Raw genomic sequence first — 25,020 nt, forward strand, 5'->3', positions numbered from 1 at the left:
CCATGCTGCTGCGTTTTACCAAGATGCACGGGCTCGGCAATGATTTCATGGTCCTCGACCTGGTCAGCCAGCACGCGCACATCCTGCCCAAGCACGCTAAACAGTGGGGCGACCGGCATACAGGGATTGGCTTCGACCAATTGCTGATCGTCGAGGCGCCAAGCAACCCGGAGGTGGATTTCCGTTATCGGATCTTCAACTCCGACGGTTCCGAAGTGGAACAGTGCGGCAACGGTGCGCGCTGTTTCGCGCGTTTCGTGCTGGATAAGCGCCTGACCGCTAAGCGCCAGATCCGCGTCGAGACCAAGAGCGGCGTGATCGAGCTGGATATTCGCAGCGACGGCCAAATCAGCGTCAACATGGGCGCGCCGCGCTTGGTGCCAGCGGATATTCCCTTCCAGGCCAGCGAGCAGGCCACCAGCTACGCAGTCGATGTCGACGGCAAGATCGTCGACTTGGCGGCCGTCTCCATGGGCAACCCCCATGCTGTGTTGCGGGTCAACGACATCAACAATGCCCCCGTACATGAACTGGGGCCGAAGATCGAACACCACCCGCGCTTTCCGGCACGGGTCAACGTGGGTTTCCTGCAGGTGATCGACCGTTCCCGCGCGCAATTGCGTGTGTGGGAACGCGGCGCCGGCGAAACCCAGGCCTGCGGCACCGGTGCTTGCGCCGCTGCCGTGGCCGCGATTAGCCAGGGGTGGATGGATTCGCCGCTGCTGATCGACCTGCCCGGTGGACGCCTGTCCATCGAATGGGCAGGCCCTGGCCACCCGGTGCTGATGACCGGGCCGGCCTCGCGTGTATACGAAGGACAGGTCCGTCTATGAGTGAGCCAAGCTAATGACCGATAAGCCTCAAGTACCCGCACCCGCAACCCCGAGCGAAAGTCTGGAGGCCGCTGCTGTCGCGGCGTACCTTGAGGCGAATCCGGATTTCTTCGTCGAGCACGAAGAACTGCTGCCGGCACTGCGCATCCCCCACCAGCGCGGCGACACCGTGTCGCTGGTGGAGCGACAGATGAAGATCCTGCGCGAGCGCAATATCGAGATGCGTCATAAGCTCTCGCACTTGATGGACGTCGCCCGCGACAACGACCGCCTTTTCGACAAAACCCGTCGCCTGATCCTTGCGCTGATGGACGCCACCAGCCTGGAAGAAACCGTGATCGCCGTGGAAGACAGCCTGCGCCAGGACTTCCAAGTGCCATTTGTCAGCCTGATCCTATTCAGCGACAACCCGATGCCTGTAGGCCGCTGGGTCAGCGGCAGCGACGCACAGACCGCGATTGGCGGCCTGTTGTCCGAAGGCAAGACCATCAGCGGCACCTTGCGCGAGCATGAGCTGGACTTCCTGTTTGGTCCCGAACAGCTCAAGGAGATCGGCTCCACAGCTGTGGTCGCCCTCAGCCATCAAGGCTTGCATGGCGTGCTGGCTATCGCCAGCCGTGATCCTGCGCACTACAAAAGCTCGGTGGGCACGCTGTTCCTGACCTATATCGCCGAAGTGTTGGGCCGCGTCCTGCCGCGCTTCACCACCGCCCTGCGCGCGGTGCGCTAGCCATGGAACGGCAACTGGACGCTTACTGCGCTCACCTGCGCAACGAGCGCCAGGTGTCGCCCCACACACTGGAAGCCTACCGGCGGGACTTGAACAAGGTCCTGGCCTACTGCGAAAAACAGCAGGTCAGCAGTTGGAAGGCCTTGGATATCCAAAGCCTGCGCAGCCTGATCGCGCGCTTGCACCAGACGGGCCAATCCTCGCGCAGCCTCGCTCGCCTGCTGTCGGCTGTGCGCGGGCTCTATCACTACCTCAACCGCGAAGGCCTGTGCGACCACGACCCGGCCAACGGCCTGTCTCCGCCCAAGGGCGAACGGCGCCTGCCCAAGACCCTGGATACCGACCGCGCTTTGCAATTGCTTGATGGCGCCGTAGAGGATGACTTCCTGGCCCACCGCGACCAGGCGATCCTGGAGCTTTTCTATTCCTCGGGCCTGCGCCTGTCGGAACTCACTGGCCTGAACCTAGACCAATTGGACCTGGCAGACGGCCTGGTGCAAGTACTCGGCAAGGGCAGCAAAACCCGCGTCCTGCCGGTGGGTAGGAAGGCCCGCGAAGCCCTGCAACTCTGGCTTCCACTGCGGGCGTTGGCCAACCCGGCGGACGACGCCGTGTTTATCAGCCAGCAAGGCCGGCGACTGGGGCCGCGGGCTATTCAGGTGCGGGTCAAAGCCGCCGGGGAGCGCGAACTGGGTCAAAACCTGCACCCGCATATGCTGCGGCACTCCTTTGCCAGCCATATGCTGGAATCGTCCCAGGATCTGCGCGCCGTGCAGGAGTTGCTGGGCCACTCCGATATCAAGACCACGCAGATCTACACCCATCTGGACTTCCAACACCTGGCAACGGTGTACGACAGCGCCCATCCACGGGCCAAACGCATCAAGGGCGGCGACTCATGAGTATCAAGCTGATCACCTTCGACCTGGACGACACACTCTGGGACAACGTACCCGTCATCATCAGCGCCGAGGCGTCGATGCGCGAATGGCTGGTCGTGCATGCCCCCAACGTCGGCGACCTGCCACTGGAGCATTTCGCCAGCCTGCGCCAACAGGTGCTGCAGCGTCATCCGGAGCTCAAACACCGCATCAGCGTGTTGCGCCACCGGGTGCTGATGCACGCCTTCGAGGAGGCCGGATATCCACAGCCGCAAGCCACGGAAATGGCAGACGTGTGCTTCGAGGCGTTCATTCACGCCCGTCATCAGCTCACTCCCTTCCCTGAAGCCGAGCCGATGTTGCAAGCGCTGCGCCAGCACTTTCTGCTGGGTGTGATCACCAATGGCAATGCCGATGTGCAGCGTGTGGGCCTGGCTGACTACTTTCACTTTGCGCTGCGCGCTGAAGATATTGGTATTGCCAAGCCGGATGCGCGGCTGTTCCAGGAAGCGCTGCAACGCGGCGGAGTGGATGCCAGCGCAGCGGTGCATGTTGGCGACCATCCCGGGGACGACATTGCGGGGGCGCAGCAGGCGGGGCTGCGGGCCGTGTGGTTTAACCCCAGCGCCAAGGTGTGGGAGGGGGATAAACGCCCCGACGCGGAGATTCGTAGCCTTACGGAGCTGCCGGAATTACTCCGCAAGTGGCAGTAGTACTAGAGATCCCAATATGGGGATCACCACGAAGCTCAAATAAATCAGCAAGCATGAAAAAGCCCGCAGCGACGGCGGGCTTTTTCTTACAAGCAGGTGACTGACCTCAGATAGGTCGGCTGCCGTACTTGTTATCCGGCTTCTTGGGTGGGTCTGCCACCACGTTAGCCTCGACTTCCTGCACTCTGCCGCCTTTAGCGAGGAATTCTTCCATCGCACGGGCCAGAGCATCGCGCTCTTTGTTCTTGGCCTCAACGCTCGGCAATTCATCTACCGAAACAGCTGCCTTGGCTTTGCCTTTGGCCGCAGGGGCAGGCGCATCATCGCCACCATCGTCGTCCGCAACGTCTTCCGCTGCTGCTTCAAGACCTTCTTCGGTGTCGTCTTCGTCACCTACTTCGAGTTCGTCGTTTTCCAGATCATCGTCGCTCATGTTCTACCTCATGACTTGCGAAAAGCAGATTAGTTATAGCCCAGCTTCGCCCTCTGTCGAGGCCGCCAGGGAAAAATCAACATCCACTGGATAACCAGTGGCTTACGCCCCGTCACCGTGCAAGGTGGCGAGGACTTTACGAGCACCGCCATGATCACGGTGCTCGCCCAGATAAACACCTTGCCAGGTACCCATCGCCAAGCGGCCGGCCTTGACCGGCAAACTCAGCTGGCAGCCCAGGAGACTGGCCTTGAAGTGCGCCGGCAGATCATCCGGACCTTCGTCATTGTGTTCGAACCCGGCACGGCCTTGCGGCACCAGCAAGTTGAAAAAACGTTCGAAGTCACGGCGAACCGCCGGATCGGCATTCTCGTTGACGGTCAGAGAAGCCGAGGTGTGCTGCAACCACAGGTGTAACAGGCCCACACGACACGCCTTCAATTCAGGCAAGCCGGCAAGCAACTCATCGGTCACCAAGTGAAAGCCCCGGGGCTTGGCCCGCAGGGTAATCAGGGTCTGTTGCCACATAGAGTTCTCCGCCCATCGGCGCGCATTCTAGCGCGCTCTGGGAAAAAACAAAGTGCCGAATACGCCTACGTGCCTGTAAGACATTCGCACACTGAAAAGTGCCGTGTGCGGCCGATCACAAACTTTGCGCAAAAACCGGCACAGCGTCTTACGACTGACAAACACCAGGCAAAAAAATGCCCGGCAAGCCGGGCATTTTTTTTACGCGCACTTACAAGTTGTAGCCGCGTTCGTTGTGTTGCGCCAGGTCGAGGCCGACAGCCTCTTCCTCTTCGGTAACACGCAGGCCAATGACCATATCGAGCACCTTGAGGATGACGTAGGTGACGATCGCCGTGTAGATCACGGTGAAGCCAACACCCTTGCACTGGATCCAGACTTGAGCCGCGATGTCAGTGACGGTGCCGAAGCCGCCCAAAGCAGGGGCTGCGAATACACCTGTGAGGATCGCACCGACGATGCCGCCGATACCGTGCACGCCGAATGCGTCCAGGGAGTCGTCGTAGCCCAGCTTACGCTTGAGGCTGGTCGCGCAGAAGAAGCAGACCACACCGGCCACCAGGCCGATTACCAGAGCGCCCATCGGGCCAACGGTACCGGCGGCTGGTGTAACAGCTACCAGGCCAGCGACTACGCCCGAGGCGATGCCCAGTGCACTTGGCTTGCCGTGAGTGATCCACTCGGCGAACATCCAGCCCAACGCCGCAGCAGCGGTAGCGATCTGAGTGACCAGCATCGCCATGCCAGCAGTGCCGTTGGCCGCAGCAGCGGAGCCGGCGTTGAAGCCGAACCAACCGATCCACAGCATTGCCGCGCCCACCAGGGTGTAACCCAGGTTGTGCGGTGCCATCGGAGTGGTAGGGAAGCCTTTACGCTTGCCGAGCACGATGCACGCCACCAGCCCAGCCACACCGGCGTTGATGTGCACCACGGTGCCGCCGGCAAAGTCCAGCACGCCCCAGTCCCACATCAGGCCGCCGTTGCCGCTCCAGACCATGTGCGCGATTGGCGCATAAACCAGGGTGAACCAGATGCCCATGAAGATCAGCATCGCAGAGAACTTCATACGCTCAGCGAAGGCACCGACGATCAGCGCCGGGGTGATGATGGCGAAGGTCATCTGGAAGGTGATGAACACCGCTTCCGGGAACAACGCCGCAGGCCCGGTGATGCTGGCTGGGGTCACACCCGCCAGGAACGCCTTGCCCATGCCGCCGAAGAAGGAATTGAAGTTGACCACACCCTGTTCCATACCGGTGGTATCGAACGCAATGCTGTAGCCGTAGACGACCCACAGGATGCTGATCAGGCCAGTGATGGCGAAGCACTGCATCATCACCGACAGAATATTTTTGGAGCGGACCATGCCGCCGTAGAACAGCGCCAGGCCGGGAATGGTCATGAACAGCACCAGTGCGGTGGCGGTCAGCATCCAGGCGGTGTCGCCAGAGTTGAGGACTGGAGCAGCCACTTCGTCTGCCGCCATGGCCAGGCTTGGCATTACGATGGACAACAGGGCTCCGAGCCCTGCGAATTTACGCAGAGTCATATTGTTTTCTCCTGGGGCGTTGGGGTTTGGCGGCTTAGATTGCGTCGGTATCGGTTTCGCCGGTACGGATGCGAATAGCCTGTTCCAGATTGACCACGAAGATCTTGCCGTCACCGATCTTGCCGGTGTTGGCGGCCTTGGTTATCGCTTCGATAACCCGGTCAAGATCCTTGTCGTCAATGGCGACATCAATCTTCACCTTCGGCAGGAAATCGACTACGTATTCCGCGCCGCGATACAGCTCGGTGTGACCCTTCTGCCGACCGAAGCCCTTGACCTCAGTAACGGTAATGCCCTGCACGCCGATCTCGGACAGCGACTCGCGTACATCGTCCAACTTGAACGGCTTGATGATGGCAGTGACTAGCTTCATGAAAACTCTCTCCCGAATTGGTGGACTTGCCCCAGGAAAACAAACCCGTCTCAAGTCTAAGCGCAGTGCCTGGCTTTGTAACGCATCGTCGCAAGGGCAGTTGCCTTTGCGACGCCAGCGAACCACTGGTGACGAAACCTGTACCCCTGATCCGTCGGCGCACTGCATTCGTCACAGCGACTGCATCAGTGCATGGGTCATGATCGTCTAAGCAGAAACCTTGCCAGCTCCGTAAAAATCACTGAAATCAGTCCTTTGCCCACTTAACCTCACCCACAGGACTATTTGGCAGCTGCAATGCGCACGAAAACAGTGCGCCGTCGCACAGCCCGATGCGCGAAAAGCGTGCGCTGCAGGCCGCGAAAAAGACTATAGACGCTGCGTGATACACTGCCCGCCAACAGTTTCCGGAATATTTCCCATGCTCGCGCCCAAAGACCTACTCGACGCCCTGAGCGGCCACGCCTCTCGCCTGTTCAGCGGCGAAACCCCTCTGCCCCGCAATGAAATCGAAAGCCAGTTCAAGGCCTTGCTGCAAAGCGGTTTCAGCAAGCTCGACCTGGTGAGCCGGGAAGAGTTTGATAGCCAAATGGTGGTGCTGGCCCGCACGCGTGCGCGGCTGGAGAGCCTGGAGGCGAAGGTGGCTGAACTGGAAGCGCGGCTAATCCCAACGGCCGAGTAACTGACGCAACGAGGCCAAAATGTGGGAGGGGGCTTGCTCCCGATGGCGATGGGTCAGTGACATATTTATCAACTGACCCACTGCTATCGGGGGCAAGCCCCCTCCCACATTTGTTCTGCGCCGTTCTCTGGATACGTTCTGTAAAACCTCCCTCCCTCGCTAGCCTCACCCCTCGTCTACCCTTGAAAAACCCGCAGGAAGCGGCCCTCCCACTCAAGGAACGAGCATGTCCCTCGCCATCGTCCACAGCCGCGCCCAGATCGGCGTAGAAGCCCCAGCCGTCACCGTCGAAGTGCACATGGCCAACGGTCTCCCGTCCCTCACGCTGGTGGGCCTTCCCGAAACCGCCGTCAAGGAAAGCAAGGACCGAGTACGCAGCGCCATCCTCAACTCCGCCCTGCAATACCCCTCGCGCCGCATCACGCTCAACCTCGCGCCCGCCGACCTGCCCAAGGACGGCGGGCGTTTTGATTTGGCGATTGCACTGGGGATCCTCGCCGCCAGTGTGCAGGTGCCAGCGTTGATGCTCGATGACATTGAATGCCTGGGTGAGTTGGCGTTGTCCGGCGAAGTGCGTGCGGTCAAAGGTGTGTTGCCAGCCGCTTTGGCGGCGCGCAAGGCTGGGCGCACCGTGATAGTGCCGCGGGCGAATGCAGAGGAAGCTTGCCTGGCGTCGGGGCTGAAGGTGATTGCCGTGGATCACTTGCTGCAGGTGGTGGCGCACCTCAATGGACAAGTGCCGATTGAGCCCTATAAATCCGATGGTTTGTTGTACCTGAACAAGCCCTACCCGGATTTGAGCGAAGTGCAAGGCCAACTCTCCGCCAAGCGGGCGTTGTTGATTGCAGCAGCGGGCGCACATAACCTTCTGTTCAGCGGGCCACCGGGCACCGGCAAGACCTTGCTTGCCAGCCGCTTGCCCGGTTTGCTGCCTCCGCTGAGCGAGCAGGAGGCCCTGGAAGTGGCGGCAATTCAGTCGGTGGTCAGCCTCGCACCGCTGAGCCATTGGCCGCACCGGCCGTTTCGCCAGCCGCACCACTCTGCGTCAGGGCCCGCACTGGTGGGCGGTGGATCGAAACCGCAGCCTGGGGAAATCACCATGGCGCATCATGGCGTGCTTTTCCTGGATGAGTTACCGGAGTTTGATCGCAAGGTGCTGGAGGTTTTGCGTGAGCCATTGGAGTCAGGGCATATCGTGATTTCCCGTGCCCGCGACCGCGTGAGTTTCCCAGCGCGTTTTCAACTGGTGGCAACGATGAACCCCTGCCCTTGCGGGTATATGGGCGAACCCACTGGGCGTTGTCGCTGTACACCGGAGCAGGTCCAGCGGTATCGCAATAAGCTGTCTGGACCGTTACTGGATCGGATTGACTTGCACCTCACCGTGGCGCGGGAAACAACTGCGCTGAATCCAACCCAGCAGGTTGGAGATACGACGGCAACGGCCTCAGCCCAGGTGGCAGATGCTCGGGAGCGTCAGCAACAGCGCCAAGGCTGTGCCAACGCCTTCCTTGATCTACCGAGGTTGCGTGAGCACTGCCAACTTTTGAAAGCCGATGAAGGCTGGCTGGAAAGCGCCTGCGAGCGACTGACGTTGTCGCTGCGTGCGGCTCATCGGCTGCTCAAAGTGTCACGCACGTTGGCGGACCTGGATCAGGTGGATGCCATCACGCGGGACCATTTGAAGGAGGCCTTGCAGTACCGCCCGGCCTCCCTCAATTGAGCCTCAGCGAAAGCGATCCACCTCATGACGCAAGCCCGCCGCCAACGTCTCGAGCTCCTTGGCCGTAATCGCCAGGTTCGACACCACTTCCCGCTGCTCGCTGTTGGCCAGTGCGATGCTCTGCAAATTGCTGCTGAGCAATGTCGCGGTGCTGCTCTGCTCCTGAGTCGCCGTGGTAATCGCCGCGAACTGCTGACCGGCCGAACGGCTCTGCTCGTCGATACGTGCCAGGGCCGACGCCACGTCGGCGTTGCGCGACAGGCCTTCCTGCATCAGCGTGTTGCCGTGCTCCATGGTGCTGATGGCATTGCCGGTTTCCCGCTGAATGCTCTGGATCATCCCGGAAATTTCATCGGTGGCTTCGCGGGTACGCGAGGCCAGGTTACGCACTTCGTCAGCAACCACGGCAAACCCACGGCCCTGTTCACCTGCGCGAGCAGCCTCGATGGCGGCGTTCAGCGCCAGCAGGTTGGTCTGTTCGGCGATGGAGGTGATCACACCGACGATGCCGCCGATTTCCTGGGAGCGCTGGCCCAGGGTATTGATCACCGTGGCCGTGCTATTCAGCGCGGTCGCGATATGTTCCAGCGACGACGACGCCTCCTGCATCGAGGTGCGGCCGATGCGGGTTTGCTGGGCATTCTCTTGAGCCAGACGCTCGGTGTTGCCCATGTTGTCGGCGATATTCAGCGAAGTGGCGCTGAACTCTTCCACCGCACCAGCCATGCTGGTGATTTCGCCAGACTGCTGCTCCATCCCGTCATAGGCCCCGCCGGATAACCCGGACAGTGCCTGTGCACGGCTGTTGACCTCTTCGGCCGCCTTGCGGATATGGGAAACCATGGTCGAGAGCGCTTCACCCATCTGGTTGAAGCTGCGGGCCAGTTGGCCGATTTCATCATGGCTGGACACGTTGAGGCGCGCACTCAAGTCCCCCGCGCCCAAGGCTTCGGCCTGGCGCACCAGATCACTCAGCGGCTGCAGTTTGCTGCGCAGCAACCAGACCGTGGCGCCTACCGCCAGCAACATCGCCAGTATGCTGCCGATCACCAGGCGAATACCGACCGCCCAGGTCACTGCACGGATTTCAGCTTTCGGCATGCTCGCGACGACGGCCCAAGGACCGCCGTCGAACGGTACCGAAACACTGTAGAAGTCTTCGTTCTTATCGCTCCAGAAGCGGCCTTTGCCTGGGGTCTTGGCCAGGTCCAGCATCACCGCAACCGACTGATCCAAGGCCTGCACACCCGCGGGCGGTACCAGCCAACGCTTCTGCTCGTCGAGCAACGCCAGGGAGCCGGTCTGACCGATGCGGAAGCGCTTGAGGTTCTCAAACTGCGCGGCCTGGGCGTCGGTGTAGTCAAAGCCGATGAACAACACAGCGATCACTTTGCCGCTGCTGTCTCGTACGGGACTGTATTGGGTCATGTAGGAGCGATCGAACAACACCGCGCGGCCGATATACGCCTGACCACCGAGCACGCGCTGGTAAGCCGGACCCTGGCGGTCAAGCACGGTGCCGATGGCGCGGCTGCCGTCCTGCTTGGTCAGGGAAGTGCTGACGCGCACAAAGTCGTCGCCGCTGCGCACGAACACCGTGGCCACGCCGCCGGACATCTGCTTGAACTCATCGACTTCAGTGAAGTTGTTATTGAGCACTTCGCTGCCCAGCAACAGGCTCGGCGTCTGGACCCCAGCCACCGCGACCATTTGATCAGCCTGCACACGCAACCCGGCGCTGAAGCGCTTTTCAAACAATCCGGTCAGACGCTGGGTGCTCTCGCGCAGCGTGCTGTGGAAGGTATTGAGTTGGTCGGCCAGCAGTCGTGCCTCGCTGGCCAAGTGTTCCTCGCGGGTATCGAGGTTGGCGGAGTCAAGGGAACGCAAGGCGAAAACAGTACTGCCGCTGATGACGACAGCCAAAATCACGGCTAATGCAAGACCTAACTGCGAGGCGATCCGGGCGCGAGGTTGAGACATGAAAGCTCCTGGCCGAGGCCAGGATCATCCTGATCTCATAGCGCTGCTCGGCAAATTATCTGGTGGGAAACGTTGGTGCACGATGGTTCCAACACCCCTACTTCGGCGGCGCTTTGCAATACTTGAGCGAATCGCAGGGGTATCACGCAAACGGTTGCGTGATAGAGCCAGAATTATTCAATCAAGCCGTTCGACATCGGGCAAAACCATGGCCTGCACTTCGCTCTGGAGGAAATCCGCCAAGCGTCGCAAGCGCTCGCCGCCCGGACGGGTTTTCGGCCACACCAAATAGTAATTTTCCCTGCTCGCTACCGCCGTCGGCAACGGCAAGCTTAAACGTCCCTGCGCCACATCCTCGGCCACCATCAGCAGATCGCCCATGGAGACGCCATAACCGCGAGCGGCGGCGATCATGCCCAGCTCCAGGGTATCGAACACCTGCCCACCCTTGAGCGAAACCTGATTCGAAAGCCCCATGCGCTCCAGCCAATTGCGCCAGTCCCTGCGGTCGGGCGTGGGGTGCAGCAACTCGGCACCGGCGAGTCGATTTACATCCCATGGGCCATCGTCCAACAGATTCGGCGCGCCCACCGGTATCAACAGCTCAGGAAACAAATAGCTGGCCTCCCAATCCGCCGGAAAGTGCCCGTAGCTCAACAGCACCGCACAGTCGAAAGGCTCCTGGTTGAAATCCACTTCATCCACATTCATCCAGGCGCTGGTCAATTGCACTTCATTGCCTGGCTGTAATGCGCGGAAGCGACTGAGGCGCGCCAACAACCACCGCATAGTCAGGGTCGACGGCGCTTTCATGCGCAGGATGTCATCTTCGGCGTTCAGGGTATGGCAGGCCCGCTCCAGCGCCGCGAACCCCTCGCGCACACCGGGCAACAGCAGGCGCGCCGCTTCCGTGAGCTGTAGGTTACGGCCGCTGCGCTGGAAGAGGCGACAGGCGAAATGCTCTTCCAGCGTGCGGATATGTCGGCTCACCGCACTTTGGGTAATCGACAGTTCCTCGGCGGCGCGGGTAAAGGAGTTATGCCGGGAGGCCGCTTCAAATGCACGCAAGGCATAAAGAGGAGGAAGACGACGAGACATGAGGAAAGCTCCGACAGCAGGATGCCGAAACCGTACCAGAATCAGTCAGGCATGAGTTTTAATCATGTAGATGATCGCTTTTATCCCTTTGTGCAATGAGCTGAGAGGGCCGAGAATCCAACCCTCTCCAACCCTCTGACTTTCTGAGTGTGATGATCATGCAGCATCCAGCGCGTAACGAACTCTGGGCCATTCTGCGGCTGTCTGGGCCGTTGATTGCCTCACAGTTGGCGCACATGCTGATGGTGCTGACCGACACTTTGATGATGGCTCGCCTGAGCCCTGAAGCGCTGGCCGGTGGTGGCCTGGGTGCAGCGAGCTATTCGTTCGTGTCGATCTTCTGCATCGGAGTGATTGCCGCCGTGGGCACCTTGGTGGCAATCCGTCACGGCGCTGGCGACATCGAAGGTGCCACTCGCCTGACCCAGGCCGGGCTCTGGCTCGCCTGGCTGATGGCCTTGGCGGCGGCACTGCTGTTATGGAACTTGAAGCCGGTGCTGCTGATGTTCGGCCAGACCGATACCAATGTGCAGTCGGCGGGGCAATTCCTGACCATGCTGCCGTTCGCCCTGCCCGGCTACCTGAGTTTCATGGCCTTGCGCGGCTTCACCAGCGCCATTGGCAAGGCCACTCCGGTGATGGTGATCAGCCTCGGCGGCACGGTGCTGAACTACCTGCTCAACCACGCCTTGATCGAAGGTATGTTCGGCCTGCCGAAGCTCGGCTTGATGGGCATTGGCCTGGTCACTGCCATCGTCGCCAATGGCATGGCCCTGACGCTGATGTGGTACATCCGCAGCAACCGCGCTTACGCCGCTTACCCGCTGAGCGCGGGCCTGCTGCGCCTCAACACCCAGTACTTGCGCGAGTTGTGGCGTCTGGGCCTGCCGATTGGCGGCACCTATGCAGTAGAAGTCGGGCTGTTTGCCTTTGCCGCGCTGTGCATGGGCACCATGGGGAGTACGCAATTGGCGGCGCATCAGATTGCCCTGCAAATCGTCTCGGTGGCGTTCATGGTGCCAGCGGGCATGTCCTATGCGGTGACCATGCGCATCGGCCAGCACTATGGCGCCGGGCAGTTGCTGCAAGCGCGCATGGCCGGTCGTGTCGGCATCAGTTTTGGCGCGGCGGTGATGTTGGGATTTGCCGTGGTGTTGTGGCTGTTTTCCGACCCGCTGATCGGCCTGTTCCTCGACCATGACGACCCGGCATTCCACGAGGTGATCGTGCTTGCCGTCAGCCTGCTGGCCGTCGCGGCCTGGTTCGAGCTGTTTGATGGCGTCCAGACCATCGCCATGGGCTGCATCCGTGGGCTCAAGGATGCCAAGACCACCTTCCTGGTGGGCCTGGGTTGCTACTGGTTAATCGGCGCGCCTTCGGCGTGGTTGATGGCTTTCACCCTAGGCTGGGGGCCGACCGGGGTGTGGTGGGGATTGGCGCTGGGGCTGGCGTGTGCGGCTGTAAGCCTGACTTGGGCGTTTGAAGCGAAGATGAAGCGCATGATTGGTCTGGAAGGTGCAGTACCCGAAACCCGCCAAGGGTTCCGGGCCACTCAGCCGGATTAGAACACTTCGCCAGCGAGCGTCTGCTGGCCCTTGCCGAATGTCAGGTATTCCACCAACTCCGGCAACGGCAGCGGCTTGCTGATCAAGTAACCCTGAGCCTGATCGCAGCCAAACAGCCTCAGCAGCGCCAACTGCTCCGGAGTCTCCACGCCCTCAGCCACCACTTCCAGATTCAGGTTGTGCGCCAGGTTGATCATCGCGTGCACCAGCTTGCGATTCTCTTCGCGCTCTTCCATGCCACCGACAAAGCTCTTATCGATTTTCAACAAGGCAATCGGCAAGCTGTTGAGGTGCACGAACGACGAGAAACCGGTGCCGAAGTCATCCAAAGAAAACCGCACACCCAGCCGCCCTAGGGCATCCATGGTCTGTTTGACCAGATCGCTGCGGCGCATCACGGCAGTTTCGGTCAGCTCGAACTCCAGCCATTGCGCTTCCACACCGCGCTCGGCAATCAGCCGGCTGAGGGTAGAGAGCAACTGACTGTCCTGAAACTGGCGGAATGACAGGTTGACCGCCATGTGCAACGGCGGCAGGCCGCGCTCGCGTAGGTCCTGCATATCGCGTAGGGCGCGGGAGATCACCCAGTAGCCCAACGGCACGATCAGACCGCTCTGTTCGGCCAGGGGGACGAATTCGCTGGGCGGCAATAGGCCGCGCTCGCCGTGGCGCCAGCGCACCAGGGCTTCGAGGCCGACAATGTGGCCGTCATCCAGGTCCAGGCGCGGCTGGTAGTGCAGCTCCAACTCATCCCGGCGCAAGGCGCGGCGCAGTTCACTTTCCAGGTCGGCCAGGCTGCGCGCGTTGCGGTTGATGCGCTCGTTGAAGATATGGAAGGTGCAGCCTTGAGTGCTCTTGGCTTGCTGCATGGCGATATGGGCGTGCCACATCAATGGGTCGGCGCCAGCGCGGGCGCGGGCATGGGCCACGCCCAGGCTGCAACCGATCAGCAGGCTTTCGCCATCCACCCAATACGGTTCGGCCATGGCTTCGGTGATGCGCTCGGCCATCCACTCTGCACGCTGGGGTGCGCGGCGGGTGTCAATCAGCAAAGCGAACTCGTCGCTGCCCAGGCGTGCCAGTTGGTCGCCGATTTCGAGCTGGCTCTTGAGCCGCGAGACCACTTGCAGGATCAAACGGTCGCCAGCCTGGTGGCCGAGGGCATCGTTGGCGTGGCGAAAGTTGTCGAGGTCCAGGTGACCGAGGGCCAGGCCACGACCCTCGTTCTCGGCGAGCCGCGCCGCCAGCAGGGTCTGGAAGCCCTGGCGGTTGGCGATACCGGTGAGCGGATCTTGTTCGGCCAGGCGTTGCAGGGTGTTTTCCAGCAAGCCGCGCTCACGGACATGGCGCAGGCAGCGGCGCAGTGTGTCGGCGTCCAATGCATCACGGATCAGCCAATCACTCACGCCAAGCGGAGAAACCAACGGTTCCTGCTCCAACAACACCACGCACGACAAGCTGCAACGGCCAGGGCCAGGTTGCAGGCTGGGCGTGGTCAACAGCACGGCGCCGGTGTCATCTTCGAACAGACGACTCACCGAGTCCCAGTTTGGCGCGCTGATCAGCACAGCCCCATCGCCCATCGGCGCCAGGCACTCGCGCAACAACGCTGCCCACTCAGGCGTATCGGCCAGTAGCAGCAAACGCAAGGGTTCGACAGGCGTAGACAAGCTAGCTCCCTAGACTCTGCAAAGTTTCGTTGGCGGCGGGCATTATGACGTGCGGCCTGATAATGACCAATGATAGGGGTTATCAAATACGCAGGTGTAAGCATTTGTCGCTGTTTTAACCGCAAAAAGCCTCGACATCCTGCGGCAAAGTAGCAAAACCGGCAAATTTAGATCGAGTGGTACGTCACACCGTCGATCCAGAGCAGCAGAATCTTGCCAGCCTGTTAAAATGCCCGCCCTTTTGAACAACGACTCCCTGAATTCTGTATGTCCCGACTCAATCCCCGGCAGCAAGAAGCCGTGAACTACGTCGGCGGCCCTCTATTGGTGCTCGCCGGTGCAGGCTCCGGCAAGACCAGCGTGATCACCCGCAAGATCGCGCACCTGATCCAGAGCTGTGGCATCCGCGCCCAGTACATCGTCGCCATGACCTTTACCAACAAGGCCGCGCGCGAGATGAAAGAACGCGTCGGCAGCCTGCTCAAGGGTGGCGAAGGCCGTGGCCTCACGGTGTGTACCTTCCACAACCTGGGGCTGAACATCATCCGCAAGGAGCATGCTCGGCTGGGCTACAAACCGGGCTTCTCGATCTTTGACGAGACCGACGTCAAGGCCCTGATGACCGACATCATGCAGAAGGAATACGCAGGCGACGACGGCGTCGACGAGATCAAAAACATGATCGGCGCCTGGAAAAACGACCTGATCCTCCCCCCCGAGGCCCTGGAAAACGCGCGCAACCCCAAGGAACAGACCGCGGCCATCGTCTACACCCACTACCAGCGCACGCTCAAGGCGTTCAACGCGGTGGACTTCGACGACCTGATCCTGCAGCCGGTCAAGCTGTTCCAGGAACACGCCGACATCCTCGAAAAGTGGCAGAACAAGGTGCGCTACCTGCTGGTGGACGAATACCAGGACACCAACGCCAGCCAGTACTTGCTGGTGAAGTTGCTGATCGGTAAGCGCAACCAGTTCACCGTGGTGGGCGACGATGACCAGTCGATCTACGCCTGGCGCGGCGCCCGCCCGGAAAACCTGATGCTGCTCAAGGTCGACTACCCGTCCTTGAAAGTGGTGATGTTGGAGCAGAACTACCGCTCCACCAGCCGCATCCTGCGCTGCGCCAACGTGCTGATCTCGAACAACCCCCACGAGTTTGAAAAACAGCTGTGGAGTGAGATGGGCCACGGCGATGAGATCCGCGTAATCCGCTGCCGCAACGAAGACGCCGAAGCCGAGCGCGTGGCCGTCGAGCTGCTCACATTGCACCTGCGTACCGATCGGCCCTACAGCGACTTTGCGATCCTGTATCGCGGTAACTACCAGGCCAAGCTGATCGAGCTGAAGTTGCAGCACCACCAGATTCCATATCGTCTGTCGGGGGGCAACAGCTTTTTCGGACGCCAGGAAGTGAAAGACCTGATGGCCTACTTCCGGTTGATCGTTAACCCAGACGACGACAACGCCTTCCTGCGCGTGATCAACGTGCCGCGCCGGGAAATCGGCTCGACGACCCTGGAAAAACTCGGCAACTACGCGACCGAACGCAAGATTTCGATGTACGCCGCCACCGACGAGATCGGCCTGGGCGAGCACTTGGACACGCGCTTCACCGATCGCCTGGCGCGCTTCAAGCGCTTCATGGACAAGGTTCGCGAGCAGTGCGCCGGCGAAGACCCGATCAGCGCCCTGCGCAGCATGGTCATGGACATCGACTACGAAAACTGGCTGCGCACCAACAGCTCCAGCGACAAAGCTGCGGATTACCGCATGGGCAACGTCTGGTTCCTGATCGAAGCGCTGAAGAACACCCTGGAAAAAGACGAAGACGGCGAGATGACCGTTGAAGACGCCATCGGCAAGCTGGTACTGCGCGACATGCTCGAACGTCAGCAGGAAGAGGAAGACGGCGCCGAAGGTGTGCAGATGATGACCTTGCATGCCTCAAAGGGCTTGGAATTCCCCTACGTGTTCATCATGGGGATGGAAGAAGAAATCCTCCCGCACCGCTCCAGCATTGAAGCCGACACCATCGAGGAAGAACGGCGCCTGGCCTACGTGGGCATTACCCGCGCGCGTCAGACCCTGGCCTTCACCTTTGCCGCCAAGCGCAAGCAATACGGCGAGATCATCGATTGTGCCCCCAGCCGGTTCCTGGATGAACTGCCGCCGGATGACCTGGCCTGGGAAGGCAATGACGACACCCCGACCGAGGTGAAAGCCGTACGCGGCAACACCGCCCTGGCGGACATACGCGCGATGTTAAAGCGCTAGAATCGACTACTTTTTAATCTACTTTCGGCGCAGACCGCGCCATTAGAGGAAGCTTTCCGTGGAAGCACTGCACAAGAAAATTCGCGAAGAAGGCATCGTGCTTTCCGATCAGGTACTCAAAGTCGACGCCTTTTTGAACCACCAGATCGACCCGGCGCTGATGAAGCTGATTGGTGATGAATTCGCCGCACTGTTCAAGGACTCGGGCATCACCAAGATCGTCACTATCGAGGCCTCGGGCATTGCGCCGGCGATCATGACCGGCCTGAACCTGGGCGTGCCGGTGATCTTCGCCCGCAAGCAGCAGTCCCTGACCCTGACCGAAAACCTGCTGTCGGCAACGGTGTATTCCTTCACCAAGAAAACCGAGAGCACCGTGGCCATCTCGCCGCGTCACCTGACCAGCAGCGACCGTGTACTGGTGATCGATGACTTCCTGGCCAACGGCAAAGCGTCCCAGGCGCTGATTTCGATCATCAAGCAGGCCGGTGCGACCGTTGCCGGTTTGGGGATTGTGATTGAGAAGTCGTTCCAGGGTGGTCGTGCAGAGCTGGATGCGCAGGGTTATCGGGTTGAGTCGCTGGCGCGGGTGAAATCGCTGGCCGGTGGCGTGGTTACCTTCATCTGAAGCCAACACCGCTTAACATGTGGGAGGGAGCTTGCTCCCGATAGCAGTGGGTCAGCCAATATTTTCGGTGACTGATACACGGCAATCGGGGGCAAGCCCCCTCCCACATTTGCGCTCTATTGTCTGTTAGTGCGCGGTGGCCTGCAGGCCGGCGAGTAACAAGCGCTGATACAGATCCTCCTTCAACCCCTCCGGCTTATCCAGGCACATCCGTTTCAGGTGCTCGGGAAACGCCTCCGGCTCCGGTGCATCCAGCGCCGCCTTGCCCAACTCCAGAATTTCCGTCAGCTTGAATTTGCTCTTGAGCCAGTTCAATGCGCGCAACAGATCCCGCTCTTCGTCCGTGAAATCGCTGCCCAGCGGATACTCCGGGAACAAACGCCGATGCCGCGCCTGGATACCCTGGAGCCGCTCCGGCGTGTTGTCGGTGAAGCGCGGATCCATCTGGAAATCCTTGGGCAACTTGCCAGCCTTTTGCGCCTGCTCAATCAAGTCGGCCTGGAAGCGTGAGTCAGTGATGTTGAGCAACGCCTCAATGACCTTGGCATCCGTCTGCCCGCGCAGGTCGGCAATGCCGTACTCGGTGATGACGATGTCCCGCAGGTGCCGGGGAATGGTGCAGTGTCCGTACTCCCAGACGATATTGGAACTGACCTCCCCCGCCGACTCACGCCAACTGCGCAGGATCAGGATGGAGCGCGCGCCTTCCAGCGCATGCCCCTGAGCCACAAAGTTGTATTGCCCGCCCACGCCGCTGAGCACGCGGCCGTCCTCCAACTGGTCGGCCACGCCTGCGCCCAGCAACGTCACCGTGATCGCGCTGTTGATAAACCGTGCATCCTGGCGCTGCAAACGCTTGAGTTCTTCCTGGCCGTACAGCTCGTTGATATAGCTGATGCGGGTCATGTTGAATTCAAGGCGTTTGGCGTGGGTCATTTCCTGCAAACGCTGGTAAAAACTGCGTGGCCCGAGGAAGAAGCCACCGTGGATCGATACCCCATCGGGCTGCGCCGCATCATCCAGCAAACCGGCGTTGGCTTGTTCCTGAGTGGCCACATCCGGGTAGACCTTGCGCCGGATAATCCCCGCATCCGCCAGCACCAGCAGGCCGTTGACGAACATTTCGCTGCAACCGTAAAGGCCACGGGCGAAGGGATCGACACCTCCTTCATGGCTGATCAGCGGTGCCCACTGATACACATCCAGATCCGTCAGCAGCAGGCGGTAAGCTTCGTTATCGGCTTGGCGCGCCAGCAAGGCGGCGGTCAACGCATCGCCCATGGAGCCAATACCGATCTGCAAGGTGCCGCCATCGCGCACCAAAGTGCTGGCATGCAGGCCGATGAAATGGTCCTGAAACCCCACCGGCATGTTCGGCGTGGAGAACAGTGTGGTGCTGTCCTTAGCATCGATCAGGTAGTCGAACACGTCCATGCCCAACTCGGAATCGCCGGGCATGTAGGGCAAATCGGTGTGAACCTGCCCAACGATCAAAACGGTTTCGCCCGCTTCACGGCGCTTGGCGATCATGGGCAGCAGGTCGAGGGTGATGTCGGGGTTGCAGCTCAGGCTCAGGCGGTCCGGGTGTTCCGCGCTGCTCGCGACCAGTTGTGCCACCAGGTTCAGGCCAGCGGCGTTGATATCGCGGGCGGCGTGGCTGTAGTTGCTGCTGACGTAATCCTGCTGGGCCGACGTGCTGTGCAGCAGACTACCGGGCTGCATGAAGAACTGCTGCACGTGGATATTCTTCGGCAAGCTGTCTGAGTGCAGCGCGGCGAGAAACTCCAACTCCGGGTAATCCCCAAACACTCGCTCGATAAAGGGTTCAAGAAAGCGCTTCTGCAAGCCATCACCCATTGTCGGACGGCCCAGGCTCAACGCGGTATAGATCGTCAGCGCCCGCTCCGGCAGCTTGGCGATACGCCGGTACAGCGCATTAACGAACAGATTGGGCTTGCCCAGGCCCAGCGGCATGCCCATGTGAATATGCGCTGGCAAACGCGCCAATACGTCGTCAACTGCTTGCTCGATTGAACACAACTGCACCATCCGACCCTCCTGAACATTCCATGATTAGGGGTTGGACCGAGCTTGCCGGGTCTTTGCTGCAAAGAACAGCCTCGACGGGTAAATCACAGCCACAAAAAAGCCGCTCGTAAGCGGCTTTTTTGGCGAAGATCGGCAGGTTACAGGCCGGACATCTTCTTGATCGCGCCTTTAAGCTCTTCATCCGAGCAATCAGCACAGGTGCCTTTAGGTGGCATGGCGTTGATGCCGGTGATCGCCTTGGCCAGGATGCCGTCGAGACCGCCCTGGTGGTCGGCGCGTTCTTTCCAGGCGGCGGTGTCGCCGATTTTCGGCGCGTTCAGCAGGCCGGTACCGTGGCACGCGTTGCAGTGTTTGGCGATGATGTCATCCGGCGTTTTCGCGCCGCCGCCGCCGCCCGCTGCCACGGCGACTTCCATGCCTTTGCATTCCTCGCCCTGGACGCAGACCTGGCCCACCGGCTCCAGACGCTTGGCAATATCATCATTGGTCGCAGCTTGTGCGCTCACAGCCCATAGGGCCAATACGGTTGCTGGTGCAGCCAGCATTTTCATAATTAGGTTCACGCGTTCACCCTCAATGGTGGCTATTCACGCCTGCGGCCACGGTTTCGCAGGCGGCGAAAGTATAACGGTTAGCCCGCCGGGCCGAAACAACCCTATTAAATAAAGGGAGATTCAGCCTCGCGGAATACAGCTCGGGTGTCTCTGCAACGCTGGCAGGACGCCTCTATTCTTAAAAGTTCGCGGGTGTGGCTGCGCTGATTAGTCGCGCCGGTACGTCGAACGGATTACGAAAACGATGGGGCTTGGTACTTTCAAAGTAGTAGCTATCGCCAGCTTCGAGCACAAAAGTTTCAAGACCGACCACCAATTCAAGGCGACCTTCCACCAGAATCCCGGTTTCTTCGCCTTCGTGGGTGAGCATTTCTTCGCCAGTGTCGGCGCCCGGTGGGTAGATCTCGTTGAGAAACGCGATGGCCCGGCTCGGGTGCGCTCGACCCACCAGTTTCATGGTGACGGCGCCGTCAGAGATGTCGATCAGCTCATTGGCTTTATAGACGATCTGTGTCGGTATTTCCTGGAGGATCTCTTCGGAAAAGAACTCGACCATGGACATGGGGATGCCGCCCAGCACCTTGCGCAAGGAGCTGATCGAGGGGCTGACACTATTTTTTTCGATCATCGAAATGGTGCTGTTGGTGACGCCCGCGCGCTTGGCGAGTTCACGCTGGGAAAGACCCTTCAGCTTGCGGATGGATTGCAGTCGTTCGCCGACGTCCAATGCGGGAGCCTCCTAGGATTCAGGCTTTGTTGTAATTGAGCGTTATCATGGCGACAGCGTTCAGTATTTACAACACTTGGGCCTAAATCCCAGGGAGCTGTGTTCGTACCTGACGGTCAAGCGCCGGAATAGAGCCTTGGCACACGACGCAGGTTGCAGAAGATCTGGTAGGGAATGGTCTCAGCGGCAACCGCGACGTCACTGGCGAGGATGTTCTTGCCCCACAGCTCCACCGTAGAGCCAAGACCTGCCTCAGGGACGTCGGTCAGATCGATGCACAGCATGTCCATGGACACGCGCCCCAGCAATTGGCTGCGCTGCCCAGTCACCAACACAGGCGTGCCGGTAGGCGCGTGGCGCGGGTAGCCGTCGGCATAACCCATGGCAACCACGCCGATACGCATCGGTTTAGGCGTGATAAACCGGGCGCCGTAGCCCACTGGCTCGCCGGCCGGCAGTTCGCGTACGCAGATCACTTTCGATTCCAGGGTCATCACCGGCTGCAGACGTGCGGCGATGGTGTGGTCTTCGCCAAACGGCGTCGCGCCATAAAGCATGATGCCGGGGCGCACCCAGTCGCTGGTCATGCTCGGCCAGCCCAGCACCGACGGCGAATTGCGCAGGCTGACCTCGGCCGCCAGGCCTTGGCGCGCCGCCTCAAACACCGCGACTTGCTCGTTGCTGCTGACGCAATCGAGTTCATCGGCGCGAGCAAAGTGGCTCATCAATACGATTTTCGCGACTTTGCCGCTGGCCAGCAGGCGCTGGTAGGCCTCGTGATAATCCTTTGGATGCAGGCCGACGCGATGCATACCCGAATCCAGTTTGAGCCAGATGGTCAGGGGTTTGCTCAGTTTGGCCTGTTCGATCGCCTCCAGTTGCCACAAAGAATGCACTACGCACCACAAATCATGCTCGATGATCAGCGGCAACTCGTCGGCTTCGAAGAAACCTTCCAGCAGCAGCACCGGCGCCCGAATACCGGCGGCACGTAGCTCCAGGGCTTCCTCGATGCATGCCACGGCAAACCCATCCGCCTCGGCTTCCAGCGCCTGGGCCACACACACGGCACCATGGCCGTAGGCGTCGGCCTTGACCACGGCAAGGGCCTTGGCCCCCGTAATTTCACGGGCCAGTTGGTAGTTGTGGCGCAGGGCTTGGAGGTCGATCAGGGCACGGGCAGGACGCATGGCGGCAGGCTTCTAGGCGGCTAAGTGAAGAAAAAACCGGTACCGACCAACAGCTTCGGCACCGGGAGAGGGATCGTTGTTTAAGGCAGCGCGGCCACGACGGACAGCTCTACCAGGATTTCTGGTTCGCACAATTTGGCCTCGACAGTGGCGCGGGCCGGAGCGACGCCTTTTGGCAGCCACTTGTCCCACACCGCGTTCATGCCGGCGAAATCGGCGTCGATGTCTTTCAGGTAGATCGTCACCGACAGCAGCTTGGTCTTGTCGGTGCCGGCCAAATCCAGCAAACGCTCGATATTGGCGAGGGTTTCACGGGTCTGCTGTTCAATCCCGGCGTTCATGTCGTCGCCGACTTGCCCGGCCAGATACACGGTACCGCTGTGGACTACGATCTGGCTCATGCGCTCATTGGTGAGCTGGCGCTGGATTGACATGTTGTGCGGACTCCTGGTGGTTGCCGTAACGGGAAATATCGAGGCCTGCGGCGCTGATCTGCGGGGTTTTCTTAGCCATCAGATCAGCCAGCAAACGACCGGAGCCGCAGGCCATGGTCCAACCGAGGGTGCCGTGGCCGGTGTTCAGGAACAGATTCTTGAACGGGGTGGCACCGACAATTGGTGTGCCGTCGGGTGTAGTCGGGCGCAGGCCGGTCCAGAACTCGGCGGTTGCCAGATCGCCGCCCTGAGGATAAAGGTCGTTGACGATCATCTCCAGGGTTTCACGCCGACGCGGGTTAAGCGACAGGTCAAAACCGGCTATTTCAGCCATGCCTCCGACGCGAATGCGGTTGTCGAAACGGGTGATCGCGACCTTGTAGGTCTCGTCGAGAATGGTCGAAGTCGGCGCCATCGCAGGATTAGTGATCGGCACTGTCAGCGAGTAGCCCTTGAGCGGGTAAACCGGCGCCTTGATTCCCAGCGGTTTGAGCAGCTTCGGCGAGTAGCTGCCGAGCGCGAGCACATAGCGGTCGGCGGTTTCCAGCTTGCCGTCGATCCACACGCCGTTGATGCGGTCACCGGCGCGGTCGAGGCGCTGGATGTCCTGTTCAAAACGAAACTCCACGCCCAACTGCTTGCACATCTCGGCCAGGCGGGTGGTGAACATCTGGCAGTCGCCAGTCTGGTCGTTCGGCAGGCGCAAGGCACCTGCGAGGATATCGGTGACATTGGCCAGGGCCGGCTCAACGCGGGCAATGCCGGCGCGGTCGAGCAGTTCGAAGGGCACGCCGGATTCTTTCAATACAGCGATGTCTTTGGCGGCGCCATCCAACTGGGCCTGAGTGCGGAACAGTTGAGTAGTCCCCAGGCTGCGACCTTCGTAGGCAATGCCGGTCTCGGCGCGCAACTCGTCGAGGCAGTCACGGCTGTACTCGGACAAGCGCACCATCCGCTCCTTGTTCACCGCATAACGGCTGGCGGTGCAGTTGCGCAGCATCTGCGCCATCCACAGGTATTGATCGATATCGGCCGTGGCCTTGATCGCCAGCGGTGCGTGGCGTTGCAGCAGCCATTTGATGGCCTTGAGCGGCACACCTGGCGCGGCCCATGGCGAAGCGTAGCCTGGGGACACTTGGCCGGCGTTGGCGAAACTGGTTTCCATGGCAGCAGCGGGCTGACGGTCGACCACAACGACTTCAAAGCCAGCCCGAGCCAAATAGTAGGCACTGGTCACACCAATGACGCCGCTACCCAAGACCAGAACGCGCATTTTTATATCCTCATCGCGGGCTTAGCCGCTGACGTGTGTTATTCGAGCAATGATGGGCGCAGTATAAAAAGCAATCACCAGTGCATTTCACTATATAAATGCCTATATTTGGCGACAATTCTCGGCAAAAACCCTTTTCACAGAGGCGTATCCCCTATGCGTACCAACACCCAGACCAAACGGGAACTGGACAAGATCGACCGCAACATTCTGCGCATCCTGCAGACCGACGGGCGTATCTCGTTCACAGAGCTGGGGGAAAAGGTCGGGTTGTCGACCACGCCATGCACCGAACGGGTCCGCCGGCTGGAGCGTGAAGGGATCATCATGGGCTATAACGCGCGGCTCAATCCCCAGCATTTGAAGGGCAGTTTGCTGGTATTTGTCGAGATCAGCCTCGATTACAAATCCGGCGACACCTTTGAAGAGTTCCGCCGCGCCGTACTGAAACTGCCCCATGTGCTGGAATGCCACCTGGTGTCCGGCGACTTCGATTACCTAGTGAAAGCTCGGATTTCCGAGATGGCGTCGTACCGCAAATTGCTGGGGGACATTCTGCTCAAGCTGCCCCATGTGCGGGAGTCCAAGAGCTATATCGTGATGGAAGAGGTGAAAGAGAGCCTGAACCTGCCGATTCCTGACTAACCGACGCAACGCCCTCGCGCATTTTGATCGAGTACACCCGCTAGACGAGTACTTGCCGGGTGCTCGCCATGTACTCATGGATTTGCTTCTCCACCCGAGGATGAATCAGCTCCACCGGCCGCCGCCCATTAGGGCACGGCAAGGTCGAGGTGGTACCGAACAACCGGCAGATCAGCGGCCGTTCGTCATACACCGTGCAGCCGTTGGGCCCTAGGTGCACGCAGTTCAGTTCGTCCATGGCCGCGTCCTGCTCGGCGGCGGTCTTACGCGGTAGGCGCGACATTTCCTCGGGCGATGTGGTCACCGGCCCACAGCAGTCGTGACAACCGGGGACGCACTCGAACGAAGGAATCTGACGGCGCAATGCGCTGACTTTCTGACTGTTGCAACTCATCGAAACACGTACCGAACGGCAAATAGGCGTGGATTCTGACGCAAAACGCCCTGCGCAGACAGCTTCGTCCGACCGTTGTATCCTGCGTCAA

At 60.4% G+C, this 25,020-nt stretch carries 24 protein-coding genes; 10 read left to right on the top strand and 14 right to left on the bottom strand.

What is annotated here, in order from left to right; translation table 11 throughout:
- Positions 1-2: 2 nt before the first annotated feature.
- From dapF to AOA61_RS10985, 4 genes are read left to right on the top strand one after another with little or no spacing between them, the layout of a single operon-like run.
- A complete protein-coding gene (gene dapF / locus AOA61_RS10970) occupies positions 3-833 on the top strand; it encodes a diaminopimelate epimerase (RefSeq protein WP_032884362.1) in 831 nt (276 codons plus the stop codon).
- Between the two features lie 13 nt (positions 834-846).
- A complete protein-coding gene (locus AOA61_RS10975; protein WP_032884363.1) occupies positions 847-1,563 on the top strand; it encodes a DUF484 family protein in 717 nt (238 codons plus the stop codon).
- 2 nt (positions 1,564-1,565) lie between these two features.
- Entirely contained in the window at positions 1,566-2,465 is a 900-nt protein-coding gene (xerC, locus tag AOA61_RS10980; protein WP_099601747.1) for a tyrosine recombinase XerC, read from the top strand.
- Positions 2,462-3,157, top strand: coding sequence for an HAD family hydrolase (locus AOA61_RS10985; RefSeq protein WP_032884366.1), 696 nt, complete (start codon positions 2,462-2,464; stop codon positions 3,155-3,157). Before xerC ends, AOA61_RS10985 begins: the two co-directional genes overlap by 4 nt.
- 106 nt (positions 3,158-3,263) lie before the next feature.
- On the opposite strand, the gene sutA is transcribed toward AOA61_RS10985, so the two are convergent.
- From sutA to glnK, 4 genes are all read right to left on the bottom strand, one after another.
- Positions 3,264-3,590 (bottom strand): transcriptional regulator SutA, encoded by a 327-nt coding sequence (sutA, locus tag AOA61_RS10990; RefSeq protein WP_032884367.1) that lies wholly within the window; start codon positions 3,588-3,590, stop codon positions 3,264-3,266.
- A gap of 102 nt (positions 3,591-3,692) precedes the next feature.
- Complete coding sequence (locus tag AOA61_RS10995) at positions 3,693-4,118, bottom strand: secondary thiamine-phosphate synthase enzyme YjbQ (RefSeq protein WP_032884368.1); 426 nt, start codon at positions 4,116-4,118, stop codon at positions 3,693-3,695.
- 211 nt (positions 4,119-4,329) lie between these two features.
- On the bottom strand, positions 4,330-5,667 hold the full coding sequence (locus tag AOA61_RS11000; protein ID WP_032884369.1) for an ammonium transporter: 1,338 nt from the start codon (positions 5,665-5,667) through the stop codon (positions 4,330-4,332).
- A gap of 34 nt (positions 5,668-5,701) precedes the next feature.
- Positions 5,702-6,040 carry a P-II family nitrogen regulator gene (gene glnK, locus AOA61_RS11005; protein ID WP_002555808.1) on the bottom strand — a complete coding sequence of 113 codons (339 nt, stop codon included), beginning with the start codon at positions 6,038-6,040 and terminating at the stop codon, positions 5,702-5,704.
- 421 nt (positions 6,041-6,461) lie between these two features.
- On the opposite strand from glnK, the gene AOA61_RS11010 reads away from it, so the two are divergent.
- On the top strand, positions 6,462-6,722 hold the full coding sequence (locus AOA61_RS11010) for an accessory factor UbiK family protein (protein WP_032884370.1): 261 nt from the start codon (positions 6,462-6,464) through the stop codon (positions 6,720-6,722).
- A 226-nt stretch (positions 6,723-6,948) separates the two neighbouring features.
- Positions 6,949-8,445 (top strand): YifB family Mg chelatase-like AAA ATPase, encoded by a 1,497-nt coding sequence (locus tag AOA61_RS11015; RefSeq protein ID WP_099601748.1) that lies wholly within the window; start codon positions 6,949-6,951, stop codon positions 8,443-8,445.
- A 3-nt stretch (positions 8,446-8,448) separates the two neighbouring features.
- Here AOA61_RS11015 and AOA61_RS11020 read toward each other — a convergent pair whose 3' ends face one another.
- Together AOA61_RS11020 and AOA61_RS11025 are read right to left on the bottom strand one after the other, a co-directional pair.
- Positions 8,449-10,425: a methyl-accepting chemotaxis protein gene (locus tag AOA61_RS11020; protein ID WP_099601749.1), complete on the bottom strand. Its 1,977-nt coding sequence runs from the start codon at positions 10,423-10,425 to the stop codon at positions 8,449-8,451.
- A 177-nt stretch (positions 10,426-10,602) separates the two neighbouring features.
- A complete protein-coding gene (locus AOA61_RS11025) occupies positions 10,603-11,523 on the bottom strand; it encodes a LysR substrate-binding domain-containing protein (protein WP_032884375.1) in 921 nt (306 codons plus the stop codon).
- A gap of 152 nt (positions 11,524-11,675) precedes the next feature.
- Here AOA61_RS11025 and AOA61_RS11030 point away from each other — a divergent pair, with 152 nt between their 5' ends.
- On the top strand, positions 11,676-13,088 hold the full coding sequence (locus tag AOA61_RS11030; RefSeq protein WP_032884376.1) for a NorM family multidrug efflux MATE transporter: 1,413 nt from the start codon (positions 11,676-11,678) through the stop codon (positions 13,086-13,088).
- Here AOA61_RS11030 and AOA61_RS11035 read toward each other — a convergent pair.
- On the bottom strand, positions 13,085-14,758 hold the full coding sequence (locus AOA61_RS11035) for a bifunctional diguanylate cyclase/phosphodiesterase (RefSeq protein ID WP_099601750.1): 1,674 nt from the start codon (positions 14,756-14,758) through the stop codon (positions 13,085-13,087). The two genes, AOA61_RS11030 and AOA61_RS11035, sit on opposite strands and share 4 nt — an antisense overlap.
- A gap of 267 nt (positions 14,759-15,025) precedes the next feature.
- Between AOA61_RS11035 and rep the strand changes: the two genes are divergently transcribed.
- Together rep and AOA61_RS11045 are read left to right on the top strand one after the other, a co-directional pair.
- Positions 15,026-17,035 carry a DNA helicase Rep gene (rep, locus tag AOA61_RS11040; protein ID WP_095185200.1) on the top strand — a complete coding sequence of 670 codons (2,010 nt, stop codon included), beginning with the start codon at positions 15,026-15,028 and terminating at the stop codon, positions 17,033-17,035.
- Between the two features lie 58 nt (positions 17,036-17,093).
- Positions 17,094-17,663, top strand: coding sequence for a xanthine phosphoribosyltransferase (locus tag AOA61_RS11045; protein ID WP_003176890.1), 570 nt, complete (start codon positions 17,094-17,096; stop codon positions 17,661-17,663).
- Positions 17,664-17,789: 126 nt separating this feature from the next.
- Here AOA61_RS11045 and AOA61_RS11050 read toward each other — a convergent pair whose 3' ends face one another.
- The 6 genes from AOA61_RS11050 to dadA form a co-directional block, all read right to left on the bottom strand.
- Positions 17,790-19,712 carry an acetyl-CoA hydrolase/transferase C-terminal domain-containing protein gene (locus tag AOA61_RS11050; RefSeq protein ID WP_099601751.1) on the bottom strand — a complete coding sequence of 641 codons (1,923 nt, stop codon included), beginning with the start codon at positions 19,710-19,712 and terminating at the stop codon, positions 17,790-17,792.
- 137 nt (positions 19,713-19,849) lie between these two features.
- Positions 19,850-20,263 carry a cytochrome c5 family protein gene (locus AOA61_RS11055; protein ID WP_032884380.1) on the bottom strand — a complete coding sequence of 138 codons (414 nt, stop codon included), beginning with the start codon at positions 20,261-20,263 and terminating at the stop codon, positions 19,850-19,852.
- 181 nt (positions 20,264-20,444) lie between these two features.
- Positions 20,445-20,993: a cupin domain-containing protein gene (locus tag AOA61_RS11060; protein WP_003176893.1), complete on the bottom strand. Its 549-nt coding sequence runs from the start codon at positions 20,991-20,993 to the stop codon at positions 20,445-20,447.
- Positions 20,994-21,109: 116 nt separating this feature from the next.
- Positions 21,110-22,183, bottom strand: coding sequence for an alanine racemase (gene alr, locus AOA61_RS11065; protein WP_099601752.1), 1,074 nt, complete (start codon positions 22,181-22,183; stop codon positions 21,110-21,112).
- An 80-nt stretch (positions 22,184-22,263) separates the two neighbouring features.
- Positions 22,264-22,617: a RidA family protein gene (locus AOA61_RS11070; protein WP_017135862.1), complete on the bottom strand. Its 354-nt coding sequence runs from the start codon at positions 22,615-22,617 to the stop codon at positions 22,264-22,266.
- Positions 22,589-23,890 (bottom strand): D-amino acid dehydrogenase, encoded by a 1,302-nt coding sequence (gene dadA, locus AOA61_RS11075; RefSeq protein ID WP_032884384.1) that lies wholly within the window; start codon positions 23,888-23,890, stop codon positions 22,589-22,591. Before dadA ends, AOA61_RS11070 begins: the two co-directional genes overlap by 29 nt.
- A 156-nt stretch (positions 23,891-24,046) precedes the next feature.
- Between dadA and AOA61_RS11080 the strand changes: the two genes are divergently transcribed.
- Complete coding sequence (locus AOA61_RS11080; protein ID WP_003176896.1) at positions 24,047-24,535, top strand: Lrp/AsnC ligand binding domain-containing protein; 489 nt, start codon at positions 24,047-24,049, stop codon at positions 24,533-24,535.
- Between the two features lie 40 nt (positions 24,536-24,575).
- On the opposite strand, the gene AOA61_RS11085 is transcribed toward AOA61_RS11080, so the two are convergent.
- Positions 24,576-24,929 (bottom strand): YkgJ family cysteine cluster protein, encoded by a 354-nt coding sequence (locus tag AOA61_RS11085; protein ID WP_032884386.1) that lies wholly within the window; start codon positions 24,927-24,929, stop codon positions 24,576-24,578.
- Positions 24,930-25,020 lie beyond the last annotated feature (91 nt).

Source organism: Pseudomonas sp. 2995-1 (genome assembly GCF_002742505.1).
GTDB lineage: Bacteria > Pseudomonadota > Gammaproteobacteria > Pseudomonadales > Pseudomonadaceae > Aquipseudomonas > Aquipseudomonas sivasensis.